Source organism: Agrobacterium sp. AGB01 (assembly GCF_014851585.1).
In the GTDB taxonomy this organism is placed as follows: domain Bacteria; phylum Pseudomonadota; class Alphaproteobacteria; order Rhizobiales; family Rhizobiaceae; genus Agrobacterium.
The window spans coordinates 773,878-798,532 of sequence record NZ_JACVAB010000002.1; the positions used below are offsets into that span (position 1 = coordinate 773,878).

The 24,655-nt window shown below is 55.6% G+C and carries 20 protein-coding genes and 1 other RNA gene; 8 read left to right on the top strand and 13 right to left on the bottom strand.

What is annotated here, in order from left to right; genetic code table 11:
• The first annotated feature begins 165 nt into the window (after window positions 1-165).
• Window positions 166-1,266: a DUF2778 domain-containing protein gene (locus IB237_RS10330; protein ID WP_246787789.1), complete on the top strand. Its 1,101-nt coding sequence runs from the start codon at window positions 166-168 to the stop codon at window positions 1,264-1,266.
• A gap of 18 nt (window positions 1,267-1,284) precedes the next feature.
• On the opposite strand, the gene IB237_RS10335 is transcribed toward IB237_RS10330, so the two are convergent.
• From IB237_RS10335 to IB237_RS10355, 5 genes are all read right to left on the bottom strand, one after another.
• Complete coding sequence (locus IB237_RS10335; RefSeq protein WP_192488541.1) at window positions 1,285-1,710, bottom strand: DMT family transporter; 426 nt, start codon at window positions 1,708-1,710, stop codon at window positions 1,285-1,287.
• On the bottom strand, window positions 1,707-2,192 hold the full coding sequence (locus IB237_RS10340; protein ID WP_192488542.1) for a DMT family transporter: 486 nt from the start codon (window positions 2,190-2,192) through the stop codon (window positions 1,707-1,709). Before IB237_RS10340 ends, IB237_RS10335 begins: the two co-directional genes overlap by 4 nt.
• Before the next feature lie 296 nt (window positions 2,193-2,488).
• Complete coding sequence (locus IB237_RS10345; protein WP_192488543.1) at window positions 2,489-4,957, bottom strand: ATP-dependent helicase; 2,469 nt, start codon at window positions 4,955-4,957, stop codon at window positions 2,489-2,491.
• Window positions 4,958-5,057: 100 nt separating this feature from the next.
• Window positions 5,058-5,468 carry a carboxymuconolactone decarboxylase family protein gene (locus IB237_RS10350; RefSeq protein ID WP_192488544.1) on the bottom strand — a complete coding sequence of 137 codons (411 nt, stop codon included), beginning with the start codon at window positions 5,466-5,468 and terminating at the stop codon, window positions 5,058-5,060.
• Between the two features lie 37 nt (window positions 5,469-5,505).
• A complete protein-coding gene (locus IB237_RS10355; RefSeq protein WP_192488545.1) occupies window positions 5,506-6,327 on the bottom strand; it encodes a cyclase family protein in 822 nt (273 codons plus the stop codon).
• A 266-nt stretch (window positions 6,328-6,593) separates the two neighbouring features.
• On the opposite strand from IB237_RS10355, the gene IB237_RS10360 reads away from it, so the two are divergent.
• The 4 genes from IB237_RS10360 (at window position 6,594) to IB237_RS10375 (ending at window position 16,354) form a co-directional block, all read left to right on the top strand.
• Window positions 6,594-7,781: an efflux RND transporter periplasmic adaptor subunit gene (locus IB237_RS10360; RefSeq protein WP_192488546.1), complete on the top strand. Its 1,188-nt coding sequence runs from the start codon at window positions 6,594-6,596 to the stop codon at window positions 7,779-7,781.
• A gap of 8 nt (window positions 7,782-7,789) precedes the next feature.
• On the top strand, window positions 7,790-10,942 hold the full coding sequence (locus IB237_RS10365; RefSeq protein WP_192488547.1) for an efflux RND transporter permease subunit: 3,153 nt from the start codon (window positions 7,790-7,792) through the stop codon (window positions 10,940-10,942).
• Window positions 10,943-11,175: 233 nt separating this feature from the next.
• A complete protein-coding gene (locus IB237_RS10370) occupies window positions 11,176-12,588 on the top strand; it encodes an FAD-binding oxidoreductase (RefSeq protein WP_192488548.1) in 1,413 nt (470 codons plus the stop codon).
• Between the two features lie 109 nt (window positions 12,589-12,697).
• Window positions 12,698-16,354, top strand: a complete 3,657-nt coding sequence (locus tag IB237_RS10375; protein WP_192488549.1) for an AsmA-like C-terminal region-containing protein — start codon at window positions 12,698-12,700, stop codon at window positions 16,352-16,354.
• Between the two features lie 36 nt (window positions 16,355-16,390).
• Here the strand turns inward: IB237_RS10375 and betC are convergent, their stop codons facing one another.
• The 8 genes from betC to ssrA form a co-directional block, all read right to left on the bottom strand.
• Window positions 16,391-17,905 (bottom strand): choline-sulfatase, encoded by a 1,515-nt coding sequence (gene betC, locus IB237_RS10380; protein WP_192488550.1) that lies wholly within the window; start codon window positions 17,903-17,905, stop codon window positions 16,391-16,393.
• An 85-nt stretch (window positions 17,906-17,990) separates the two neighbouring features.
• Entirely contained in the window at window positions 17,991-18,776 is a 786-nt protein-coding gene (locus IB237_RS10385; RefSeq protein ID WP_192488875.1) for an ABC transporter permease subunit, read from the bottom strand.
• A 74-nt stretch (window positions 18,777-18,850) separates the two neighbouring features.
• Entirely contained in the window at window positions 18,851-19,642 is a 792-nt protein-coding gene (locus IB237_RS10390; RefSeq protein ID WP_192488551.1) for a taurine ABC transporter ATP-binding protein, read from the bottom strand.
• A gap of 87 nt (window positions 19,643-19,729) precedes the next feature.
• Window positions 19,730-20,689, bottom strand: coding sequence for a taurine ABC transporter substrate-binding protein (gene tauA, locus IB237_RS10395; protein WP_246787848.1), 960 nt, complete (start codon window positions 20,687-20,689; stop codon window positions 19,730-19,732).
• 324 nt (window positions 20,690-21,013) lie between these two features.
• The gene (locus tag IB237_RS10400; RefSeq protein WP_192488553.1) at window positions 21,014-21,253 is read right to left on the bottom strand and encodes a ribbon-helix-helix domain-containing protein; all 240 of its coding nucleotides are present in this window, start codon (window positions 21,251-21,253) and stop codon (window positions 21,014-21,016) included.
• A gap of 88 nt (window positions 21,254-21,341) precedes the next feature.
• Window positions 21,342-21,536 carry a DUF4169 family protein gene (locus IB237_RS10405; RefSeq protein WP_192488554.1) on the bottom strand — a complete coding sequence of 65 codons (195 nt, stop codon included), beginning with the start codon at window positions 21,534-21,536 and terminating at the stop codon, window positions 21,342-21,344.
• A gap of 132 nt (window positions 21,537-21,668) precedes the next feature.
• Window positions 21,669-22,178, bottom strand: coding sequence for an SspB family protein (locus tag IB237_RS10410; protein ID WP_192488555.1), 510 nt, complete (start codon window positions 22,176-22,178; stop codon window positions 21,669-21,671).
• A 127-nt stretch (window positions 22,179-22,305) separates the two neighbouring features.
• Window positions 22,306-22,667: a transfer-messenger RNA gene (ssrA, locus tag IB237_RS10415) on the bottom strand.
• A gap of 222 nt (window positions 22,668-22,889) precedes the next feature.
• On the opposite strand from ssrA, the gene IB237_RS10420 reads away from it, so the two are divergent.
• The 3 genes from IB237_RS10420 (at window position 22,890) to IB237_RS10430 (ending at window position 24,606) form a co-directional block, all read left to right on the top strand.
• Complete coding sequence (locus IB237_RS10420; protein WP_192488556.1) at window positions 22,890-23,198, top strand: DUF2853 family protein; 309 nt, start codon at window positions 22,890-22,892, stop codon at window positions 23,196-23,198.
• 89 nt (window positions 23,199-23,287) lie between these two features.
• Entirely contained in the window at window positions 23,288-24,082 is a 795-nt protein-coding gene (locus tag IB237_RS10425) for a thymidylate synthase (protein WP_192488557.1), read from the top strand.
• Window positions 24,079-24,606, top strand: a complete 528-nt coding sequence (locus IB237_RS10430) for a dihydrofolate reductase (protein ID WP_192488558.1) — start codon at window positions 24,079-24,081, stop codon at window positions 24,604-24,606. The genes IB237_RS10425 and IB237_RS10430 overlap by 4 nt, the downstream gene beginning before the upstream one ends.
• Window positions 24,607-24,655 lie beyond the last annotated feature (49 nt).

Genomic DNA, 24,655 nt, shown 5'->3' on the forward strand with positions numbered 1-24,655 from the left:
TCGGCGCTTCCTGTGGGGCAGGCCGGTGCAGAGTGCCCGGTTTTTATCTGCGTGTCCGGGAGCAGAGTAACGTGTTAGGTAATGAGTACCATGGCGACTAAGGTGCACACCTTTGGCGAACCCGTATCGTCGGGCCGTAGAGTTCGTTCTTTCAGAAAAAACAAGATGATAAGTCCGGTTACCATTGTGTCCGGTGTTGTCATTACTGTTGCCGTCTGGATGGGATTTACTGTCTCCACGATGCAGAGTGTGCACGCTTCTCTGACGCCTTCGCACGCTAACAAGCCGCAGATTGCCATTGCCGCACATGTGCCCGTTTCGCTGCCTTCGGGAAGCCATGATGTGCGTATCAACAAATTTTCCCGCCTTGGAAAACCGTCGGAAGACCAGGTTCGCATGGCGAGTTTGACTTCTGAAGGTATCAAGGCTGCCCATAAACGCACCGAGCTTCGACTGGCGAAGGTGAAAATGGACAAGGCGTTGCGTGAGGCAACGCTTCTGGCCAGTGCCGCACCGATGAAACCAAGCACAAGCTCGCTCTCGGCGCTTGTCGAGGTGAAGCCGGATGCCAATGCTTCTGCCAGCCGCCGTTTCGACCTTATTTTGAATGGATCAGCGCCGGAAGCGGCACCTGAGACGGCGCAGGATATGCCTGACAGCATTCCGCTGCCATCATTCCGCCCACAGATTGCAAAAATCTCACCTGCTGCCCAGCCGAAAACCGGCACGGAAGCGGTGGAAAAAGAAGTTGCAATGCTGCGTCCGGAAAAACCAATCATTCCAAGCGTAGCGTCCCGACCGTCTGCCATGGGTGCCAGAACTGCTGTCTATGAAATCGAGACCGCGACGGTGCACATGCCCAATGGCGACAAGCTGGAGGCTCATTCCGGCCTCGGTTCGATGCGCGACAATCCGAAATATGTGCATGTGAAGATGAAAGGGTCTACCCCGCCATCGTCCTACAAGCTGACGATGCGTGAAGCGCTGTTCCACGGTGTCGAGGCCCTTCGTCTGACACCGGAAAGCGGCGTCAACCCGCACGGCCGCAACGGCCTGTTGGCGCATACCTACATGCTGGCCAGACGCGGTGAATCCAATGGTTGCGTGGTGTTCAAGGAATATCCGAAGTTCCTGGCGGCCTTCAAACGTGGTGACGTCAACCGCATTGTTGTGGTTTCTCGCCTGGAATCGAAACCGGTGTTTGTCGACAAGGACAGCAAAGGTACCACGAAGACACTGGCCAGCCTGTTTTCAAGAAAAGGCTGACCGGCCGTTTTAAGACGCTTATTTGGGGCGGCGCTGGGTGAGCGCCATTCCTGCCAGAATAAGCAGCACGCCGAGGGCACTTGCCCAGATCTTTGGCGGCTGATTGCTGAACAGATCCAGCACCACACCCGATACCATCTGACCGCTGATGACCAGAAGTGCGGTATTGACCGCACCAATGCGCGGAATGAGCCAGCTTCCCGAGGCAATGAACACCACACCGATCGGTCCGCCGATAAAGGCGTACCAGGGCGCGTCAGCCGCACCTTCAGGCAGCAGGCCGCCAACTGCGAGGCCAAGCAGTGTCAGCACGACAAAACCGACAATATGGTTCCAGAAGGACGCAATCAGCGGCGAGTTTGACAGGCTGAGACGGCCGTTGATCTGGCGGCTGAGAGCGACGAAGACGCCGCCTGCGAAGGCCATGGAAATCCACAGGATCATGCCGCTCTCCCAACCAGAATGATAAGGGCGCTGCCGCCAAGGATCAGGGCAACGGCGCAGAGGTCGCGCGCATCTGGTCGGCGACGTGGCAGGCCAAAGAAACCCCAGAGGTCGGCTGCAAGGCTGAAGATGACCTGTCCACCCAGTCCAAGTGCGATGGTGCCCGACAGTGCGAGCGGTGAGTTGACGGCGCTTGATGTCAGCATGACGATGGCGGCACCCACGACGCCACCGAAATAGGCCCAGAGCGGTGCCTTGGGTTTGGCAATCTCACCCGGCTTGGGTTTCTTGTAGAGAATGGCAAGATAGATCAGGGCGGCGATTGTGCCTGTGCCATGGGCGGTCCATGAGGAGAACATGGCGTTGCCGTAATGGGCCAACATGCCATTGAAATGCACCATCAGGGTCAATAGGCAGCCGCTACCGAAGGCGGCCGCCAGATGCAACGGGTTGAGGCGAGGAGAGCTTGTCGTTTGTGTCATGGGAGGCCAAATGCTGAAAATCTGATTCAGCTTTAGCCGATATCTCTTTGATACGGAATCAAATTACGTGAATGGGTGGTGGGCGACGACTGTATCCGATTTTGTTGGGAACGGAATTTACGGCTGGGCCGTTTCCTGTCCATGAAACAGACAACACGCAAACCACTCCACCGAATGATTACCTTTGTGGCTTTCATTTTTGCAATCGCAGTCGTTATCGCTGCCATCTACATCTTTGGTTTTACACCGGGTGAGGTGAGCTAGGGCTGGTGCCAGAGACGTCAGTTTGTGACGCCTCAGACCTTCTCAACAAATCCATCCAGCACACGTTTCTGGCCGGCGCGATCAAAATCGATGGTCAGCTTGTTGCCTTCAATTGTCGTGATGTTGCCGTTGCCGAACTTCATGTGCAACACGCGATCGCCCACATTAAAGCGCGATGGCGTTTCGGATACGGATTTGGCAACCAGCTCGCCATCAATGGTGCGGGCTTTCGGACCACTTTCTCCATAACCAATACGTTCCACAGCGTGGCCTGAGCGGCTGCCCCAGTTGTCACGCGTTGCGTCAGATCGATTGGCCTGCGCACGTTTCCAGCCGGGGGTCGAATAATCATTGGCGAAGGGATCGGCCTTGTCGAAACGGGACTGGCCGTAACCGCCGCGTCCACCATATCCGCCGTAATTATTGTCGGAGGCGGCAACATCGACATGGTTTGCCGGTAGCTCCTCAAGGAAGCGCGACGGCATGGTCGATTGCCACAGGCCGTGAATACGGCGGTTGGATACGAACCAGATATGGCAGCGGCGCTTGGCGCGGGTGAGGCCGACATAGGCAAGGCGGCGTTCTTCTTCGAGCCCGGAGCGTCCACCTTCATCCAGTGCGCGCTGATGCGGAAACAGCCCTTCTTCCCAGCCGGGCAGGAACACGGTGTCGAATTCCAGACCCTTGGCGGAGTGCAGCGTCATGATCGAGACGGCATCGAGGTTTTCGTTCTGCTCGGCGTCCATGACCAGTGCCACGTGTTCAAGGAAACCGCGCATGCTCTCGAATGCTTCCATCGAGCGCATCAGTTCCTTCAGGTTGTCGAGGCGGCCCGGTGCTTCGGCCGACTTGTCGGCCTTCCACATGTCGGTATAGCCGGACTCTTCGAGAATTTGCTCGGCCAGTTCGATATGTGACGTGGTTTCAAGCCGTTGCTGCCAGTTTCTGAAAGATTGAATCACATCGAACAGCGCCTTGCGGGCCTTCGGTTTCAATTCATCCGTTTCGATAATATCGGCGGCAGCCGCCAGCATCGGAATATCGCGGGCCCGTGCATAGTCATGCAGGTTGCGGATGGTGGTGTCACCAAGTCCACGCTTCGGTGTGTTGACGATGCGCTCAAAGGCCAGATCGTCAGCCGGTTGGCAGACGAGGCGGAAATAGGCCATGGCATCGCGAATTTCGAGGCGTTCATAGAAGCGTGGGCCGCCGATAACGCGGTAGTTCAGCCCCAGCGTCACGAAGCGATCTTCAAACTCACGCATCTGAAACGAGGCGCGCACGAGGATCGCCATGTCGTTGAGATTATGGCTCTGACGCTGCAACTGTTCGATTTCTTCGCCAACTGCACGGGCTTCTTCTTCGGAATCCCAGGCGGCGTGCACAATGACCTTTTCGTCATCGGGATCAACGCGGTCGGTAAACAGCGTTTTGCCAAGCCGGCCTTCATTGTGTGAAATCAGATGACCGGCAGCGCCGAGAATGTGTTCGGTGGAACGGTAGTTGCGCTCCAGCTTGATGACCTTTGCGCCGGGAAAATCCTTGTCGAAACGCAGGATGTTATCGACCTCGGCACCGCGCCAGCCATAGATGGACTGGTCGTCATCACCCACGCAGCAGACGTTTTGCACTTCACCCTTGGGGCGCTGCGCCAAAAGCCGCAGCCACATATATTGTGCAGTGTTGGTGTCCTGATACTCATCGACCAAGATGTAACGGAACTTCTGGTGATATTCGTTGAGGATATCCGGGTTGCGACGGAACATGCTGATCGGATGCAGCAGCAGGTCACCGAAGTCGCAGGCATTGAGCGTCTTCAACCGGGCCTGATAGGCGGTGTAGAGCTCACGTCCCTTGCCATTGGCGAAGGCGCGCGCGTCACCCTCCGGAATGTCTTTCGGAGTTAGCCCCTTGTTTTTCCAGTTGTCGATCATGCCAGCAAACTGCTTGGCGGGCCAACGCTTGTCATCCAGACCTTCGGCCTGAATGAGCTGTTTGATCAGCCGCACGACGTCGTCAGTATCGAGAATGGTGAAATCCGACCGCAGATCGACGAGTTCAGCGTGACGGCGTAACAGCTTGACACCGATGGAGTGGAACGTGCCGAGCCATGGCATGCCTTCAACGGCCCCGCCAACCAGAACGCCAATACGTTCCTTCATTTCGCGTGCGGCCTTGTTGGTAAAGGTCACCGCCAGGATCTGGCTTGGAAAGGCGCGTTTGGTTTCCAGAATATGAGCAATACGTGTGGTCAGCACGCGAGTTTTGCCGGTGCCTGCGCCGGCCAGCACCAGAACCGGGCCTTCCAGTGTTTCCACGGCTTCACGCTGTTCTGCGTTCAGGCCAGAGAGATAATCGGGGGCGGGACGCGCCTGATCACGCGCTGCCATGGCGCGGGCTGCAATGCCAAGACCGCTGCCCTGTTGTGGCGCTGGTGCTGGCTTGCGTGGCTCTGCCGGTTCTTCATCGAAGAACGGGATATCATCAAAATTGTTGCTCATGCGGCCCAATGTAGTGATTCGGGGCTGAAAGGCCAGAAGCATGTTCTGCTTTTATTCCCGTTTCAGCCGTCAAAACACCTCTATCGGTGCATTTTGAGGGTCAGCTTTTCTGATCGGCGTCGAAAACCGTGTCGACCGGCACTTGCAGCGCCGTTGCCAGTTGGTTGGTTTTGGCGGCAAGCGAAATCACCCTGACAAGATCGGCATGTTGTTCATCCGTCATGCCCTTCGCCTTGGCGGCAGCGGTATGGGAATGGGCGCAATAGGAGCAGCCATTGGTGACGGACACGGCAATATAAAGCAGCTCCTTGGTCAAAGGATCAAGCGCCGATGGTGTTGCCATCACAGCCTTTACCTCGCCCCATGTCTTTTCCAACAGGTCGGCATCAAAGGCGAGGTAAAGCCACATATTGTTGATGAAGTCGGACTTTCGTGTCGCACGGATATCGTCGAACACCGCCTTCACACGCGGATTTGTTTCCGGATCTTGTGTTTTGGAGACGGTGCTCATCAATGTTTCCTCCGTTTTTGGTCAGCAGGTTGCCGAATTATGCGAGTGTGAAAACGCGGGCAGGCCCACCGGTGCCGCCACGGTGTTTCGGTGCGCCGACGACAAGTGTTGCGCCCTTGACCGGAACCTTGTCCAGATTGGCGATACCTTCCAGACCCCAGCGGTTTTCCGGAAGCCAGGCGTAATGGGTGGCGAAATCCGGCGACTTGCCGAAGTCGAGCGACAGTGTGTCGACGGCAATGCCTGCGGCCTTGCTTTCTTCCAGCAGGTATTTTGCCGCTTCTACGTGGAAGCCGGGAAAGTGCATCTTGCCTTCGCCATCTGCATTGCGAAACTTGTCCGTGCCCAGATGCTGCTGCCAGCCGGACAACATGGCGACGCAGACATTTTCCGGCAAGTCGCCATTTTTGGAGATCCAAGCCTTGATGTCATCGGGCGTGACTTCCGCATCTGGATTGGATGCTGCCTTTTCGCGGATGTCGATAACGGCGAGCGGTACCACCAGATTGCCAACCGGAATTTCGGCAACCGACGTGCCGTTTTCGGAGAAGTGAAGGGGTGCGTCTACATGGGTGCCGGTGTGTTCGTTGACCCGCAGTTCAAACAGGTTGAATTTGTGTTCGGCGTAATTGAATTTCTGGTCCTTGAAAAATTGCTGCTCGCCGAAGAAGGTCGGGAAATCCTCATGCAGTTCATGGGTCATGTCTGTAACGCTGCTGGCGGCTTGCGCCATGGCGACCGGTGCGCTTCCGAATGTGGCGGCTGCGGCTGTTACCGTTCCCGCTGCGGCGGCCTTGAACAGGCTGCGCCTGGAAAGCATGCGGTCTTTAATATCGTTTATTACGCAGGCATTGCACATGTTGTACGTCTCCCGTGCAGGTTTTGAAATGAATGCGGAAATCAAAAAAGGCATGTTTTACAACAGTCACAATAGTGAACGTGACACTATTGTAAATTGAACTTATTTGATGGGTTCAATTCAAAAAATGACGCAAATTACAATTACGTAACAAACGGTTTTGTGCATTGCGTTGTTCAAATCCAGCAAAGATACTGGAGCAAATCACATAGGGGTGTGTGCAGCGTTATCATGCTGGCCCCGAAGCATATCATTCGGAGAATTGCATGAAGGCTTGGAAGCAGGTTGGTGTCAGTCTGGCTGTCGTGGGCGCAGGTGTCTGTCTGTGGGCACTTAATACGTCTGACGGGCGCAATATCCTGGCCAAGGCCGGGATTTTGTCGGCCGAAAAGCCGGCTGCGGAAACGGCAGCCAATGCGACGGGCAATGGTGGTTCGCAACGCCAGGGCGGTGCGCAAGGCCAGGGTGGTGGAAACGGCCAGGGTCGTCAGGGCGGCAATGCAACGCTGGTGTCCATTGCGCCGGTCAAGATGGGCACCATCAATGACCGCATGAATGCCATTGGTAATGGCGAGGCCATTCAGTCGGTTGTGGTCACACCACAGGCATCCGGGCTTATTTCGGAAATTCTCGTGGCATCCGGCCAGAAGGTCAAAAAGGGCGACGTGCTGGCACGACTTGATGATGACGAGCAAATCATTGAGCGTGAAAAGGCGCAGGTGTCTCTCAAAAGTGCGGTTGAAAAATCCACCTCCTACAGCAATCTGAAATCCGTTTCCCGCCTGGATGTGCTGGATGCACAGATTGCCGAGGAAGCTGCCAAGCTGGCGCTCAGCACCGCCGAACTCAATTTCAAACGCCGTAATATCGTAGCACCGATTGAAGGTATCGCCGGTATTGTCGCAATCAATATTGGTGACAACGCCACGACGCAAACCAGCATTGTCGGCCTTGATGACCGTTCGAAAATTCTGGTGAATTTCTGGGCGCCAGAACGGTTCGCCACCGCGATAAAATTGGGTATGCCTGTGGAGGCAATTTCGATCTCCCGTCCGGGTGAGGTTTTCAAAGGTGAAGTTGAAGCCATTGATAACCGCGTGGATGAAGCTAGCAGAACCATTCGGGTTCGCGCCGTCTTCAACAATGCCAATGACGATCTGAGAGCAGGCATGTCCTTCTCGGTGACCATGCGTTTCTCTGGTGAAAACTATCCATCCGTCGATCCGTTGGCTGTGCAGTGGGATGCGGAAGGTTCCTATGTCTGGCGTGTGGTGGATAACAAATCCAGCAAGGTTCGCGTCCAGATCGTGCAGCGTAACCCGGATTCCGTTCTGGTGAAGGCGGAACTTAGCGAAGGCGATCCACTTGTTACAGAAGGATTGCAGCGCGTTCGTGAAGGCGGAGCAGTGCGTACAAATAATCAGCCGAGAGCACCGGAGGTAGCAAGTCAGTGAGCGGATCAATGACCACCCAGACGCCTCCAGGCGGCCAGGATTCCAAACTCGCCTTCACCGCGCTTTTCGTTCGGCGCCCCATTCTTGCGGCCGTTATCAATACGCTTTTGGTCGTCGCCGGTCTGGCGGCACTGGTTGGCGTTGATGTACGTGAATTGCCTGACGTCGATCGTCCGGTTATCACTGTGCGCACCACCTATGACGGTGCCTCACCACAAACCATTGACCAGGAAGTGACGCAGACCATTGAAGGTGCCGTGGCCCGTGTCAGCGGTGTAAAGACTATTTCTTCCCAGTCGCAATTCGGCAGCAGCCGTGTGACGCTTGAATTCGGCGACAAGGTTGATCTGGCCGTTGCTTCCAATGATGTGCGCGATGCCATTGGCCGCGTCACCAACCAGATGCCTGACGATGCGGACGAACCGCAGATCATAAAGGCGGATTCCGACAGCCAGCCAATCATGCGACTGGCGGTCACTTCGTCGACGCTTGGCATGGAAGATCTGACCAAGCTGGTGAATGACGAGATCATTGACCGTCTGGCCGCCGTTGAAGGTGTGGCCGACGTGGAACTGTCGGGTGACCAGGACAAGGTTTTTCGTATTGATCTCGATCAGGCGGCCCTTGCCAGCCGTGGTCTGACGGTGACCGATGTCTCGACAGCTCTTGGAACGGCAGCACTTGATGTGCCGGCCGGGTCGCTGAAAAGCGCCACGCAGGATATTGTGGTGCGGGCTACCGCAAACCTCACGACACCAGCCGAATTTGAAAACCTGATGGTCAAGGACAAGGTGCGGCTGCGCGATGTTGCCAGCGTCATGCTGGGTGCGGACGATGAAAGCACATCGCTGCGTTCTAACGGTGTTCAAGGCGTTGGTCTTGGTATCGTGCGTCAGGCACAGTCTAACACGCTGAATATTTCCACCGGTGTCAAAGCCGCTGTCGATGCGATGTCGGCCAACCTGCCCGAGGGCACTCGTATCGTCATCACCAGTGATGACGCGGTATTCATTGAAGGCGCGCTGCACGAAGTGCAATTGGCGCTTGGCCTCTCCGCCCTCATCGTTGTGGTGGTGCTTTACCTGTTCCTTCGGGACTGGCGGGCAACGCTTATTCCGGCCATCACCATGCCAGTTGCCTTGATCGGAACGATTGTCGCGATCTACATGATCGGTTTTTCGATCAACATTCTCACATTGCTTGCCATCGTTCTGGCGACCGGTCTTGTGGTGGATGATGCGATCGTGGTGCTTGAAAACATCGTGCGTCGCCGCGCCGAAGGCATGGGGCCACGTGCCGCTGCCGTTCTTGGCACGCAGGAAGTTTTCTTTGCAGTTATTGCCACAACTGCAACGCTGGCTGCGGTGTTCATTCCACTGTCCTTCCTGCCGGGCCAGCTTGGTGGCCTGTTCCGCGAGTTTGGTTTCGTGCTGGCCTTTGCGGTTGGCCTGTCCTCCATCGTAGCCTTGACGCTGTGCCCGATGCTTGCCTCGCGCATGTTGAAGCAGGGTGAGCAGGTTCAGACGGGGCCGCTGGCGTGGTTTGGGAAGGTTTTTGCCTCCACCTATAAAAGGACGCTGTCTTCCTGCCTCAACAATCCACTGAGCGTCGTTATCGTGGCTGTCGCTTTTGCGGGTGCCTCGTGGGTTGCGTTCGGCTTGGTTCAGAGCGAGTTGACGCCGCGCGAAGACCGTTCGTCGCTGTTCATGCGCGTAACCGCGCCACAGGGTGCCGGCCTTGAATATACCCGTGACCAATTACAGCGTGTGGAAGAGGGGCTGAAGCCGCTGCGCGACAGCGGCGAGATCCGTAATATTTATTCGATCACCGGCATGAATGGTTCGTCCAACACCGGCTTTATCGTGATGACCCTTGCGCCTTGGTCCGAACGTGAACGCACGCAAAACCAGATTGCGCAGGATGTGAATGCTGTTGCACAGAAGGTGCCAGGTTTGCGCGCCACCGCCCAACAGCCCAACAGTCTTCGTATTCGCGGTGCGGGTAATGGTCTCAGCATGGCGATGGTTGGCAGCAACTATCAGTCCCTGACACAGGCGACACAAAAGCTGCTGTTGGCGATGGACGAAACCGGCATGTTCGACACGCCGCGTTTTGACAATGAACCAAACCAGGCGCAGCTTTCTGTTTCGATCGATCGTGAACGCGCATCCGATCTTGGCATCGACATCACCGGTCTGGCGCGTGCCATGCAGTCGCTGCTGGAAGGTCGCTCAATCGTGGATGTGTTCGTGGATGGCGACGCCATTCCCGTGCGTCTGTTGTCTTCGACCCGACCCATCAATGACCCGACGGACCTTGAAAACATCTTCCTCAAGGCCAAGGACGGGCGGATGGTGCCGATGTCGGTTATTGCGACCTTGAAGGAGACAGCTGTTGCACCGCAGCTTAACCGTGAACAGCAGTTGCCTTCGGTCGGTTTTACCGCCAGCCTGAAGGAGGGGGTGGCGCTGGGTGATGCCGTCGCCAAGGTCAATGAACTGGCGCAATCTATCATGCCGCAGGGTGCACGCCTGTTGCCAATGGGTGAGGCCGCAACGCTTCAGGAAAACTCCAGTGGCATGTTGCTGACCTTCGGTTTTGCCATTGCCATTATTTTCCTGGTGTTGGCCGCACAGTTTGAAAGTGTGCTGAGTTCCGTCATCATCATGTCGACAGTGCCGCTTGGTCTTGCCTGCGCCGTGATTGCGCTGCTGGTGACCGGCTCCAGCCTCAATGTTTACAGTCAGATCGGACTTGTGTTGCTGGTTGGCGTCATGGCGAAAAACGGCATTCTGATTGTGGAGTTTGCCAACCACCTGCGTGACCAGGGGGAAACGGTAAGGGAGGCGATTGAGAAGGCCTGCAGCATTCGTTTGCGTCCGGTCATGATGACGATGATTGCCACCATTCTCGGCGGTGTTCCACTTGTGCTGGCGCAGGGTGCTGGTGCGGAAGCCCGTATTGCACTCGGCTGGGTTATCGTGGGTGGCCTTGGTTTTGCGACGCTAGTGACACTCTACATCACGCCGGTGTCCTATGTGTTGCTGGCCCGTTTCGCCAAGCCGCAGGCCGATGAGGAAATCCGTCTGCACCGTGAATTGGAAACGGCCATTCGTCGCCGGGCTTTGGAAGAGGACAAGCAACTTCTTGCGGCGGAGTAACCTGCGGTAAACATAGTGCTGGCGGGAATGCCAGTGCTGGACAAACATTGTATCGTGTCTCATACCAAGCCGGGCTCGCGTGATAACGTTGAGTCCGGCTTGTGCATTTTGGAGCACTTCGCGTCCTTGCTGATGCTTTAAGGAGCTTGTTCCAGCCTATTGAAATAAGCATCGGACCTTTTGAAAATCGGTTGCGATTTTTCTAAAAACCGATGCCGCCGTGGAGATCGCCGATGGCTTTGAAGGATGTAATTTCGGGAACCAGAAACGAGGCAGGCATTGCCAATGTCTTGAAAGTTCTTGCACAGCAGCTTGGTGACAAGCTCCAGACTGGCCAGTCCTTCCGCGAACAGCACGCTCACACCACGACATACCTGACCACGCAGCTGCCTGACGGCGTTGTGTTTGTTGAAAATGCCTATGATGTAAAGACTGTTGTCAGAGCATGCGCAGAGCATAAGGTGCCGGTTATTCCCTTCGGAACCGGGTCGTCGCTGGAAGGGCAGGTCAATGCGCCATCTGGTGGCATCTCTATTGATTTTACCCGCATGAACCGCATCATCGAGGTCAATGCTGAAGATCTCGACGTGACGGTTGAACCGGGTGTGACGCGCGAGCAGCTCAATACCTATCTGCGTGATACTGGCCTGTTTTTCCCAATTGATCCCGGTGCCAATGCCTCTATTGGCGGCATGGCCTCAACCCGTGCCTCTGGTACCAATGCCGTACGCTACGGCACCATGAAGGACAATGTGCTGTCGGTCACGGCCGTGACAGCGAATGGTGAGGAAATCCGTACCGCCAGGCGGGCGCGCAAATCCTCTGCCGGTTACGATTTGACCCGGCTGTTTGTGGGGGCGGAAGGGACACTTGGCGTTTTGACCTCCGTGACCCTGAGATTGCAGGGTATTCCCGAAAAGATTTCCGGTGGCGTCTGCTCCTTCGATACGATCAAGGCTGCCTGCGACGCCGTGATCATGACCATCCAGATGGGCATTCCGGTGGCGCGCATCGAGCTTCTGGACGAGGTGCAGATCCGCGCCTGCAATGCCTATTCCGGCCTTTCCTACCAAGAAAAGCCGACACTGTTTCTGGAGTTTCACGGTACGGAAGAAACAACCGCATTGCAGTCTCAGCAGTTTGCCGAGATTGCGGCAGAGTTTGGCAGCTCCGATTTCCAGTGGACAGGCGACGCGCAGGAACGTGCCAAGCTGTGGAAGGCTCGCCATGACGCCTATTGGGCTTGCCGGGCGTTGGCACCGCAGCTCGATGCCTTGTCCACCGATGTCTGCGTGCCGATTTCGCGTCTTGCTGATTGCGTGGTGGAAACACAAAAGGACATTGCTGAAAACGGCTTCCTTGCACCGATCGTCGGTCATGCCGGTGACGGCAATTTCCACGTGCTGGTGTTGTTTGACGGCAAGGATGCTGACAGCATAGCCAAGACAGAAGAGTTTGTTGCACGACTTAATCGCCGCGCGCTGTCGATGGATGGCACCTGCACGGGTGAACACGGCATAGGGCAGGGCAAATTGAGTTTCCTGCAGGAAGAATTGGGAGATGCAGTGGATTTGATGCGCGCCATCAAGTCGTCACTTGATCCCGATAACATATTTAATCCGGGTAAGTTGTTCCGGATGAGTTAAGTTCAACAAACCAATCAAAACGGGCAATCAAAGGGACAATCAAAAACGTGTCTTGCCCTTGGTGCAAAAAGAACTAACTTCCTTACTGTTTTTATGGAGATATCGGGCAGTGCTCGGACGCATTCTTGTTTTTCTGGGCGGACTGCTCGTAGTAGCGCTGTTTGCGGCGCTGCTTGTGCCGTATTTTATCGATTGGACCAGTTTCCGCAGGGACTTCGAGGATCAGGCAAGCCGCATTCTGGGCAAGAAGGTTGTTGTGTACGGTGCTGTGGAAGCGCGACTTCTGCCGTTCCCTTCCGTTACGCTGCATGATGTGCGTGCTGGTATGGACGCGGATGGATCTCCGCTCATTCAGGTTGCGCGTTTTTCCATGGATGCTGAACTCGCGCCGTTCATGTCTGGGGAAGCGCGTATCTTTGATATGCGCATTGAAGAGCCGAAGGCAAAAATCCGTCTGTTAAAGGATGGCACGCTCGACTGGATGCGCGGCAGCCGCGCCGATATTCCGGCGAAAACCGTTGTGCTGGAAAAGGTCAGCATCGAAGGTGGCCAGATTGAATTTATCGATGAGCAGTCCGGACGCAACCGCACGGTTACCGGCCTGACGGCGGATATGTCCGCCCGTTCGCTGGCTGGTCCCTGGCGCGTGGAGGGACGCGGTGCCATTGATGGACATGCTGGCACATTTTCACTGTCGAGCGGTGAGCCAGACGCCAAACTGGCGCGTATCGGTTTGCGCCTGCGCCTGCTCCCGGATGAGCATCCCGTTGCGGTTGATCTCGATGGCGGTCTGGCGGTTACCGATGGCAAGCCTGTTTACAGCGGCAATTTTACCTTCCAGATCCGTCAGGACGAGAAGGATAAAAAACAGCCGCAGCAGGCGTCTATTTTTTCTGCGCCCCGCACGCAGGGCAAGTTTGAGTTGACCAACGAAAGTGTGCGTGTTCCCGAATACCGCATGGAGTTGGGGGATGCCGGAAATCCTTACATTATTACCGGCGAAGCCACGCTCGATACCGGAACGCAGCCAGAGTTTCTGCTGACGGCCGATGGCCAGCAAATCGATGTCAACAGCTTCGCCGTGCCGGTACAAACGGGCAAGACGGCGCGTGTCCCCGTTGTCTCGGTTCGCCAGCGCATTGAAGCTTTTGCGGCCCTGATTGCCCGCATTCCGGTGCCGCAGGTACCGGGCAAGGCCACCATTCGCCTGCCGGCACTTGTCGCCGATGACACGACCATTCGCGACATCAAGCTGGATGTGCGCCCGGCCGGTGCCGGGTGGCAGATTGTCAATGCGGTTGCCATTATGCCGGGGCGCACGCAGCTTGAGGCAAGCGGTGCGCTGACGCTAACCGGTGGCCCGGCCTTTAATGGTGATCTGCTGGTTGCCTCCAACCAGCCGTCGGGCCTGGCCAACTGGCTGTCTGGTACGGTCGATCCGGCGATCAGACAGCTGAGTTCTGCCGGCTTTTCCGCATCCGTATCGCTGACCACGCAGTTGCAGCGACTGGAAAATCTTGAGCTGGTGATTGGCAATGCCTCGTTGAAGGGCCGTCTGGAACGGGAATCGGCCGAAGGTCAGGCGCCAAGTCTGTCGATTGATCTGGCAGGTAACGAGATTGATCTTGATGCGCTGAAAGCCATTGGCGGCCTTGTCATGGGCGAGCAGGGCGACAGCTCCATTTCCCAGCACCGGATGGCTGCCAGGTTCAAGGCTGACCGCTTCAACGTATCCGGCGTGACCGCAAATGAGGTAGAGACCGCCTTCAGCGTCGACAATGGCGTGCTGAATGTTGAAAAACTGACCGCTGGTGATGTGGCCGGCGCACAACTTGACGCCAATGCAAGGCTGGAAGGCTCACTGCTGAATTACGCAGGGAAAGGAACCGTCAGCCTGCGGGCTGCTGATCCGCAGCCATTCCTTGCCATGCTGCAAAAACATTTGCCCGGCCATCCTATCTTGCAAAAGATGCTCGATAGCGCCAGCTGGTACGTCAATTCCGATCTCAAAGCCGATCTTTCCATCGGTTCCGAGAATGAGGGCATGAGCGTCGCATTGTCCGGCACGGTCAATGGCAGCCGTATTTCGGCAGTGGGCAAGGTACCTGATGTTCTGGCGATCACCGATGATACGGCATTTTCGCTGGAATCGGTGTTGAAGAACCAGTCGACCGCCATTCTGTTCGGGCAGGTCGGTTTCGATCCGCTGCCGTTTGATGCGGATGGCGAAGGGCTGGTATCGCTGAAAATCAATGGCACGCTTGGCAATGCGGCCAATACGGACATTCGTTTCTCCACTGAAAAAACCCATGCAACCATGGTTGGTGCTTTCAACCTTGGTACTGAAAAATTCGGGCAGGGCGCCGGTGACTTTTCGCTGGAGAGCGCGGATATCGAACCATATCTCATCATGAATGGTGTTTCGTTGCCGCAGATTGGCAGCGGCATGGCCACGAAAATGAAGTCCAGAGTTGAGGTTCTGCCAGATGCCATCAAGGTGTCCGGCATCAACGGGCAGACGGCCGGTAATCCGGTTTCCGGTAATTTGACGATGCAACTGGCATCGCCGCATAAGATCGAGGGCGATCTGTCGCTTGGTACGGTTGATCTGGCCTGGCTTGGTGACACCACCTATGGCCCGGTGTTTGACAGCACCCATGGCGGCTTGAATGCCGAGGCTGTTTCTCTTCCAGCTTTCCCGGGCCTTGAGGCATCGGTAATGCTGAAGGCAGGCAATCTGCAGGCCGGTACTCTGGAATCTGTGTCGGGATTTTCGACCCGCCTGAACCAGAGCAATGGTCGCCTGTCGCTGGAAGAAATAAGCGGCGACTGGATGGGCGGCAAGGTGGCCGGTTCGCTGGTTATGGCAACGGGTGAAAAGGCCGGCATATTCCGTTCGAATATCAAAGTGACCGGCGTCGATCCGCAGGCGCATATGTGGCAGTTTGCCGGTGCACCGGTCGCGACTGGGCGTTTTGATGCCAGCTTCAATGCGGAGGCAACCGGTGCCAGTGTGCATGACATGCTGGTTTCTGCCGGTGGTTCGGGTGACATCCGCGCCAATGGCCTGACGATACGTGGTATCAATGTCGCGGCGTTTGCCCCGCTGCTGGCTGAGGCCGACAAGATTGAAGGCGAGATCGATGCCTCCAAAACCAAGCCACTTGTAGATGCGCTAATCTATAATGGTGAAGTCAAGGCGGACAGCCTTGTGATGCCGTTCACGATCAACAATGGCATCCTGCGTCTGCAGAATGTAGGACTGCCGGCTGGCGAAGCCAATCTGACCGGTACGCTGAACCTCGATCTGCTTGAGCAGACAGTGGATGGCAATGTCACGGTTGCTTTCAATCCGGGACAGGAAGCACAGGCGGGCGGCGAGCCATCTGTCGGACTTGTCTATTCCGGCCCGGTTGCTACGCCTTCGGTCGGCACTGATGTGGCGGCAATGAGCGGTTACCTTTCGTTGCGGGCCTTTGAAAAAGAACGCCGCCGGGTGGAAACCTTGCAGGCCAATATTCTGGAAAAACAGCGCCTGCGCCGCGAGGCAGCCCTTTACGTGACACGCGCCGCCGAGCGCCAGGCTGCGCGCGAAAAGGCGGAAGCTGAAGAAAAAGCACGTCTTGCAGAACAAGCGAGAAAAAAAGCTGAGCAGGAAAAGGCGCAGCAGTTGCAGTTCGATATGCAGAACACCATGCCGGTTTCACCGGAAGAGGGTGTAATCCGTCAGGAGCTAGGACCGCCGCCTTCGACCGCAACACCTTGAGCCACACAGACAAGGAAAACAGCGCGATGAGTGCCGTTATTCTCCTCGCGGATAACGTTTTGAACTTTCGAGAATATTCAGGTCCATGTGGTTGCGCATGTAGCGTTCCGACGCCTTCTGCAACGGCTGGAAATCCCATGGATAATAGGCACCGCTTCTGAGCGCATCATAGACCACATGCCGACGTGCCTGGCTGGTTCGAATATCGGCATCAAAACGCGCGATGTCCCAACGCTGTAATGCCAGCGCTTCCAGCTTCGCAAAAACCTCGGCATAGGCAGGATTAGTCGCAAAGTTGGTGGTTTCCTGTGGGTCTGCCCCAAGATCAAAAAGTTGCGGCGGGTCGACCGGGCAAAGCACCAGCTTGTATTGACCATCACGCACACCAACCAGCGGGGCGATGGAGGCCTCGGCAGCATACTCCATGAAGACAGGATCGCGGTCTGCCTTGCCATTGGCAATATCGACAAGGCTCTGGCCATCGATCCAGGATGCAAACGGGCTGATGTCGATACCGGCAAGCGCCGCAAGGGTTGGCAGAACATCCAGCGTCGACACCGGTTGCTCGACAAGGCCTGACGTCAGGCCGGGAGCGGCGATCATCAAGGGTACACGCGCCGAACCTTCATAAAAGCTCATCTTGAACCACATGCCCCGCTCGCCAAGCATATCGCCATGGTCGGACAGGAAAACGATTATCGTATCCTTGTCCATGCGACCCGCCTCGAGTGCATCAAGAATTTCGCCGATCTTCTCGTCGATATAGCTGATATTGGCAAAATAGGCGCGGCGGGAGCGCCGCACATCCTCGGCAGATATATCGAGCGCCAAGTGGTCGCAGGCATCGAGAATGCGCCGCGAATGCGGGCATTGCTGCTCATAAGGGATTGGCCCGGTCACGGGGTCAAGAAAGGCGCAGTCTTCATAGAGATCCCAATATTTCTGCCGTGTCACATACGGATCGTGCGGATGGGTGAAGCTGACCGTCAGGCTCCACGGCCGGTCATCCAGACGTCGCGACAGATCCCTGATCTTGGCAACGGCGTGATAGGCGACCTCGTCATCATATTCCAGTTGGTTGGTGATTTCGGCAATGCCCGCATCCTTGACCGAGCCCATATTGTGGTACCACCAGTCGATGCGTTCTCCTGGCTTGTTATAATCCGGTGTCCAACCAAAATCGGCGGGGTAGATGTCGGTGGTCAGTCGTTCCTCAAACCCGTGGAGCTGGTCTGGACCGACAAAATGCATCTTGCCGGAAAGGCTGGTGTGATAACCGCCACGACGAAGGTGATGGGCAAAGGTTGGGATGTCGGAGGCAAACTCGGCTGCATTGTCATAGACACGAGTATGGCTCGGCAATTGTCCCGACATGAACGAGGCGCGGCCCGGCGCGCAAAGCGGGCTGCCGGTATAGGCCGTTGCAAAGCGTGTTGATCTCGATGCCAACCGTCGCAGATTAGGGGCGTGCAGAAAGTCGGCGGGGCCGTCCGGAAAGAACAGGCCGTTAAGTTGGTCGGCCATCAGGATCAGGATGTTGGGCTTGCTCATGGTCATTCCAGTCATGCATGTCATGCTTGCTATATCGCAGTTTCAGGCAGGCGAGCGGAGCAGGGTGCGCCGCCCCCTTGTTTGGTCAGGCCTTGCCCTTCCACGGCACCAGAACACGTTCCAGCAAGCGGACCGATGCGCTGAAACCGAAGGCGCAGACGGAGATAATGGCGATGCCGACAAACACCACGTCGGTTGCCAGAAACTGTGCTGCCGACATGATGAGAAAACCGATGCCCTGTGTTGAGGCAATCAGTTCTGCGGCCACGAGCGTTCCCCAGCCAATACCGAAGGCAATGCGCACGCCGGTCAGGATTTCCGGCAACGCACTTGGTAGCACGATATGGGAGAACAGCTGCCAGCGCGTGGCGCCTAGCGCGCGGGCTGCCTGCGCCCGCTCAATCGAAACCGAGCGAACACCGGCCTGTGCAGAGAGACAAATTGGCGCAAACATTGCCAGAAACAGCAGGGCAATTTTCGAGGTTTCGCCAATGCCGAGCCATATGATCATCAATGGCAGATAGGAGAGAGGCGGGAGCGGCCAGTAAAATTCGATTGGCGTATCAAGGATGCCTTTTGCCCAGCGGTTCAGTCCCATCAACAGACCGATCGGAATCGCCGTTGCCAGTGCAAGTATTGCGGCAAGGCCAATGCGAAACAGGCTTGCGCCGACATGTTCGCCAAGCGATGCACCGGCATAACCATCATTCCAGATGACGAAGAACTGGCGCAGCACCTCACCGGGTTTGGGCAGAAACAGGCTTGGTGTCAGTTTCAACGCGGTTGCAGCCCACCACAGCAAAATGATGATTGCGCCGGTAACCAGACTGATGGCTAGCGTCGGTTTTCCATCTATGCCGAAACCTGCCATGCGAACGGTTTTTTTGCGGGTTGGCGCGGTGGTCTCGGATGTGTGTGGCCGGGTGTTATCTAGCTCTATCGTTGTCATGCGCTTAACCGCCCCTTATTGTCGTCGCCATGCAGAATTTCGCGAATTTCTTCGCGCAACAGACCAAATTCCGGTGACAGGTGTATGGATCTGACATCGCCGGTTTCGACAAAACGTTTGACGAAATCCAGTTCGTAACGGGCAACAATCCGTCCGGGACGCGGCGACATGACGATGACATGGGTGCCCAGGAACAAGGCTTCCTCAATGGAATGGGTGATGAAAAAGATGCGTTTGCCCGTGCGGTGCCAGACAGAAATCAGCAGTTCCTGCATCTGTTCTCTGGTCAGGCTGTCCAGTGCGCCGAAGGGTTCGTCCATCAACAGAATGTCCGGCTCTGTTGCAAGTGCGCGCGCAATGCCAACGCGCTGGCGCATGCCACCCGAAAGCTCATAGGGTAAGCTTTTGGCGAAGTCCTTCAAACCAACGAGCGCTAGCAATTCCTGCGCTTTTTCGTGGCGTTGCCGTTTGGAGGTGCCTGCAAATTTCAAGCCTAGAGCCACATTGTCGAGAACATTGGACCACGGAAGCAGCGTATCTTTCTGGAAAACCACACCGCGATCTGCGCCGGGGCCCGTAATGGCGCGTCCATTCAGTGTGATTGCGCCTTCTGACAGCGGCAGGAAACCGGCGATCGCGTTGAGCAAAGTTGACTTGCCGCAGCCTGATGCGCCAAGCGCCACCACAAAGGCGCCTTCGGGAATATCGATATTCACCCGGTCAAGTGCGTGGATGTCACGGCCATCGCGCCCGTCGAAATAGACACTGGCATTTTGAATGCTCAACATTTTTGTTCCCCGATATTGTTGCTCTGGTAACAGAGTGTCCCGCCGATCGTTGCGACCGGCAGGACAGGGTTTGCTTCGCGTTATCCGTTACTTCAAGGCGTCCGGCGTCACGAAGGCGGCGTAGCTTGGCAGCACTTCGGAAATCTTGCCCTGGCTTTTCAGGAACTCCGAGGTTTCCTTGAGAATATTGGCAGCACCCGACTTTTCACCGCCGCCCAGCCAGTCGGCAGAGGCCTGCTTTTCCGGTGTCAGAAGATTGAGGTTGGTCAGTGCAGAAGCCTGCTGCTCGGCAGTACCGCCGAGGAATTTCGCCAATGTCTTTGCGTTGTCGCTGTCTGGTCCCCATGCGGCCTTGTCAGTGAGGAAGGAGCCGTAATATTTGTTGATCACGCCGGAAAACGTCTTCAGGAAGTCCGGATTGTCTTTGGTGAATTCACCTGTCGCGACCCAGGCGGAGAAGGTGGGGGCACCCTTTTCTGCGACTTCCTTCGAGGTGATCAGCACCTTGCCGTTTTTCTTCAGTTCAGTCAGCGCCGGGTCCCACACGAAGCCGCCGTCAATGTCACCACGGGTATAGGCGGCAACGATTTCAGGCTGGGGGATGGCAAGAACCTGAACATCCTTTTCGCTGAGGCCCAGCGACTTGATCAGTGCCAGAAGCTGGTAATGGTCGGTCGACACGGGAGCGGCGGCCAGCTTCTTGCCCTTGAGGTCATCGAGAGATGAGATCTTGGAGGCATTGCTGACAACCAGCGCTTCGTCAGTGCCGGAAATCGATGACAGGTAGAATGCCTTTACATCCAGACCGCGGGATGTTGCCGATGCGAACGGGCTGGAGCCGACGTAACCGATCTGCACGTCTCCCGACGCAATGGCCGCGAAGATTTCTGCACCGGAATTGAACTTGCGGAAATCGATCTCGTAACCCGGCTGTTTAAACTCGCCATTGGCAATGGCTACGGAGGAAGGCAGCGCGTCGGTCTGGTAGGCGACAACAACCTTCTTGTCAGCGGCCTCAGCCGTCATTCCTGCAAAGACCACACCCATAGTGGCTGCTGTAATCGTGAGAAACTTTTTGATCGTCATGTAAGCACCTTGTTCGCAGGGTTCCGGTTTCGGATTTGTTGTCCTGGATTGAGAGCATAGTGACGGGTTTCAGGGATAAACAGCAAAATACATCTTTTTAGTGGAGTATTGGCGGTATGTGTTTTGCGTAATTTTTGAATAAACCGCACCGATAGTTCCGGTGCTGCGAGGACGTTAAGTAGAGCTGTGTGTTTTACATCTGGCAGTCAGGTACATATCGCGGGAGGTCGCGATATGACCTTTGAGGCAAGCGCCTTTATGTCTCAGGCCATATTTCTGGCTGTGTCAGGAGACGGTGTCGTTGCTCTCGGATTTGACAGAGGCTTTGATCCACTCCAGCACATAGACCCGAAGCGAGGAGGAAAGGTTACTTTCTGGCGGGCGATTGTCATCGATCTCGGCCAGCAAGGCGGCGAAACTCATGCCACGGTGGCGGGCAATATCCTGCAATTCGCTCCAGAAGGCGTCCTCCAGGGAAATGCTGGTGCGGTGACCGTGCAGGGTGGCTGAATGTTTGCGGATCACTGTTTCGGCTTTCGAAACTGATTCAAGCTGTTGTCAGATTGAGTCTGAAACCTGCTGCAAGTGTTTGAAAAGTAGCGTTTGTTTCCGCTCACTTGTCATCCTGCGGTTTTTCGAGGCGCCCCTGATCCAGTGTTTTTTCCGCTTTGTCATTCAGGGCGCTGGTCAGGTTCTTTTCCGCCTTGGTGCGTCCGAAGGTAATGCGGTTCTGGTCCGCCTGCTTCTCTTTTTCAGAGCGCGCCTTCTGTTTGCGGAACTGGCGAAGATTGACAACGTCAGCGGACATCTCGGTTTCCTGACCAATAAGTGTCAACATAAAACGAAAGTGGCGGGAACACCCGCCACGACCTTGAACGAAAACCAATGGCTTCGTTCATTCTGTAAACGCACCAGTCACAAAGCGAATGGTGCTGCCGGATTAATGTTTCTTGCGAAATGCGTCGAGCGAAACGACCGAGCCGGCCTTTTTCTCTTCGCCTGCTTCACCTTCGACCGCAGGTGCCTTTTCAGCCGTCACTTCCGGGTAAGCGGTGATTTCTGCGCCTTCGGTTTCTTCCTCCTCGTCAGACAGCGGAACATCGAATTCCAGCTCAAAGTTGACGGAAGGATCGTAGAAGCCACGGATGGCATTAAACGGAATAACCAACTTCTCTGGTGTGTCGGAGAAGGAAAGGCCGATTTCGAACTGTGTTTCGGTGATCTTCAGATCCCAGAACTGGTGCTGGATGACGATGGTCATCTGCTCGGCATATTTAGCCTTGAGGTGCTGGGAGATTCGCACTCCCGGCGCGCCGGTCAGGAAGGTGATGAAGAAGTGGTGATCACCGGGAAGGCGGCCAGTTGCGGCAACTTCGCTCAGCACCTTGCGGATAACGCCGCGAAGAGCATCCTGTGCGAGAATATCGTAACGGATATGGTCCTGCCCCATGCGATCCTATCTTTCTTTATACATGCAATTGTCTTTGCAGACACTATATTCAATGACGCATGGGACGGCAACGCCAAACCCTGCGTATGAGTCATGTCATTATATAGGAATTTGTTGAAAGAAAGAAGGTGGAGGTTTCTGTTGCCAGGTACCTCCGAACCCCGCCTTACGGGGCTAACCGTAAGGACTTAGAGCGGAATTCCCGCACCGCCATTAGGCAGCGAGAGCGTATTCCTTAGCGTTGTTGTCATTTGCAACTACACTTGTGACCCGATAACGGCGGTATCATGCCGAGCAAAAGTACGATCTTTACGCCCTTGTCGATCCTATTTCGCCCCCATCAAAAGCCGGCCAGAAGGCCGCCGGTTTTTGGTGGAGGCGCCGGGTACCGCCCCCGGGTCCAATAGGTTTATTACACCGACCATTTATCGCCATATCTTCTTGCGAAGCACCCTCTAGATAAGCCGGAGACGTGAACAAAACAAGGGTCTGATTGGTTTTATCCGTTAAATTCAATTGGAAGCCTGAATGGACGATTGCGCCATTGTGTTTTTGCAAACGGGCCAGAAAACCCCTTTAAAGTCAGGCTATGTGACAAGTCGGCAAAACATCGTGGCCGTTCTTGACGCAATCATTGCTCTGATAGATTGTACTTAACAAGCGCCTCCCGAATTAAGTGGAGATGACGCTTGACTACACGAAGGAGAGGACATGACGGACTATCTTGCAGATGTGAAAAAATACGACGCTGATGCAGACGAGGCAATCGTCAGCAAAATCGTCAAGCACCTGGGTATTGCGCTTCGCAATCGCGATTCCTCGCTGGTTTCGACGTCCGATCCTGAAGAACTGGCGCGCGTTAAAGAAAAGTGGTGCGGCAAAAAACTTGGCGTCACGGGCGCTGCTGCCGATAATGCCGTTGATGCCGTGTGCAAAACCCTGGCGGCTGACCGCTCCAAATCGCGCGTGACCTTTTATTATCTGGTTGCCAAGGAACTTGGCAAACTGGGTGAGCTCTAAAAAAGCGGGGGAGCGCCCCCGATAGACATTGGTTCCGCCGCCTTTCACTATTATATTCCAGACAATATGGAATCTGCGGCGGACCCCTCATGAAGCAATATCTCGATCTTCTCCGACATGTGATGGACACTGGAAGCGACCGTGGCGATCGCACCGGCACCGGAACACGCTCCGTGTTCGGTTATCAGATGCGATTTGATCTCTCTGAGGGGTTTCCGGTTCTCACCACCAAGAAACTGCATCTGCGCTCTATCATTCACGAACTGTTGTGGTTCCTGAAGGGTGATACCAATATCGCCTATCTCAAGGAAAACGGCGTTTCGATCTGGGACGAGTGGGCGGATGAAAATGGTGATCTCGGTCCGGTCTACGGTGCGCAGTGGCGTTCCTGGCCAGCCCCTGACGGTCGCCATATCGATCAGATTGCCCTGTTGATTGAAAGCCTGAAGACCAATCCCAATTCGCGCCGTCATATCGTGTCGGCATGGAACCCGGCGCTGGTGGATGACATGGCGCTGCCGCCGTGCCACTGCCTGTTCCAGTTCTATGTCGCCGATGGCAAATTGTCCTGCCAGTTGTACCAGCGTTCGGCTGACATCTTCCTTGGCGTGCCATTTAACATCGCGTCCTATGCTCTGCTGACACTGATGGTGGCACAGGTGGTTGGTCTGAAGCCGGGTGACTTCGTGCACACGCTGGGTGACGCACATATCTATTCCAACCATTTCGAGCAGGCGCAACTGCAGATGACGCGTACGCCAAAAGCCTTGCCGACACTGCGCATCAACCCTGACGTGAAAAGCCTTTTTGACTTTAAGTTCGAAGACTTTACGCTGGAAAACTACGAAGCTGATTCAAGCATCAAGGCTCCGATTGCGGTATGAGAACGCCTGACATTTCCCTGATTGCTGCAGTGACAGAAAACGGTGTTATTGGCCGCGAGCTTGACATGCCTTGGAAACTGTCCACCGATCTCAAGCGGTTCAAGGCGCTGACCATGGGTAAACCGATGATCATGGGTCGCAAGACATTCATCTCGGTCGGCGAGCGTCCCTTGCCGGGGCGTCCGCATATCATCATCAGTCGTAATGCCGATTATCGCCCAGATGGTGTTGACGTGGTGTCGTCGCTAGAGGCCGCACTTGATCTGGCAAAGGCCAAGGCGAAAGAGCTTGGTGTGGACGAGGTTTTTGTGGCCGGTGGCGGTGAAATCTACGCCCAGTCGATGCCATTTGCCGACTGCCTTTATATGACGCATATTGATGCACGGATTGATGGGGATACGTATTTTCCGGACATTGATCTTGAGCGGTTTGAAAAGGTGGACGAAACGGCCGCACCAGCCGGTGAGAAAGACAACTATGCTGTGACCTTTGCTACCTACAGGCGAAGAGGCGCGGCAAAGTGAACAATTTACCCTGATTGTCGAATAAGTTACCGCCTCTGCGTTGAAACCG

What these genes read in the sequence shown, in the direction of transcription:
- IB237_RS10425 (WP_192488557.1), top strand. Translation starts at nt 23,288, where the DNA reads ATGAAGCAATATCTCGATCTTCTCCGACATGTGATGGACACTGGAAGC.
- IB237_RS10335 (WP_192488541.1), bottom strand. Translation starts at nt 1,710, where the DNA reads ATGATCCTGTGGATTTCCATGGCCTTCGCAGGCGGCGTCTTCGTCGCT.
- IB237_RS10350 (WP_192488544.1), bottom strand. Translation starts at nt 5,468, where the DNA reads ATGAGCACCGTCTCCAAAACACAAGATCCGGAAACAAATCCGCGTGTG.
- IB237_RS10420 (WP_192488556.1), top strand. Translation starts at nt 22,890, where the DNA reads ATGACGGACTATCTTGCAGATGTGAAAAAATACGACGCTGATGCAGAC.
- IB237_RS10430 (WP_192488558.1), top strand. Translation starts at nt 24,079, where the DNA reads ATGAGAACGCCTGACATTTCCCTGATTGCTGCAGTGACAGAAAACGGT.
- IB237_RS10385 (WP_192488875.1), bottom strand. Translation starts at nt 18,776, where the DNA reads ATGGCAGGTTTCGGCATAGATGGAAAACCGACGCTAGCCATCAGTCTG.
- IB237_RS10340 (WP_192488542.1), bottom strand. Translation starts at nt 2,192, where the DNA reads ATGACACAAACGACAAGCTCTCCTCGCCTCAACCCGTTGCATCTGGCG.
- IB237_RS10365 (WP_192488547.1), top strand. Translation starts at nt 7,790, where the DNA reads ATGACCACCCAGACGCCTCCAGGCGGCCAGGATTCCAAACTCGCCTTC.
- IB237_RS10330 (WP_246787789.1), top strand. Translation starts at nt 166, where the DNA reads ATGATAAGTCCGGTTACCATTGTGTCCGGTGTTGTCATTACTGTTGCC.
- IB237_RS10405 (WP_192488554.1), bottom strand. Translation starts at nt 21,536, where the DNA reads ATGTCCGCTGACGTTGTCAATCTTCGCCAGTTCCGCAAACAGAAGGCG.
- tauA (WP_246787848.1), bottom strand. Translation starts at nt 20,689, where the DNA reads ATGGGTGTGGTCTTTGCAGGAATGACGGCTGAGGCCGCTGACAAGAAG.
- IB237_RS10345 (WP_192488543.1), bottom strand. Translation starts at nt 4,957, where the DNA reads ATGAGCAACAATTTTGATGATATCCCGTTCTTCGATGAAGAACCGGCA.
- IB237_RS10370 (WP_192488548.1), top strand. Translation starts at nt 11,176, where the DNA reads ATGGCTTTGAAGGATGTAATTTCGGGAACCAGAAACGAGGCAGGCATT.
- IB237_RS10390 (WP_192488551.1), bottom strand. Translation starts at nt 19,642, where the DNA reads ATGTTGAGCATTCAAAATGCCAGTGTCTATTTCGACGGGCGCGATGGC.
- betC (WP_192488550.1), bottom strand. Translation starts at nt 17,905, where the DNA reads ATGAGCAAGCCCAACATCCTGATCCTGATGGCCGACCAACTTAACGGC.
- IB237_RS10355 (WP_192488545.1), bottom strand. Translation starts at nt 6,327, where the DNA reads ATGTGCAATGCCTGCGTAATAAACGATATTAAAGACCGCATGCTTTCC.
- IB237_RS10360 (WP_192488546.1), top strand. Translation starts at nt 6,594, where the DNA reads ATGAAGGCTTGGAAGCAGGTTGGTGTCAGTCTGGCTGTCGTGGGCGCA.
- IB237_RS10410 (WP_192488555.1), bottom strand. Translation starts at nt 22,178, where the DNA reads ATGGGGCAGGACCATATCCGTTACGATATTCTCGCACAGGATGCTCTT.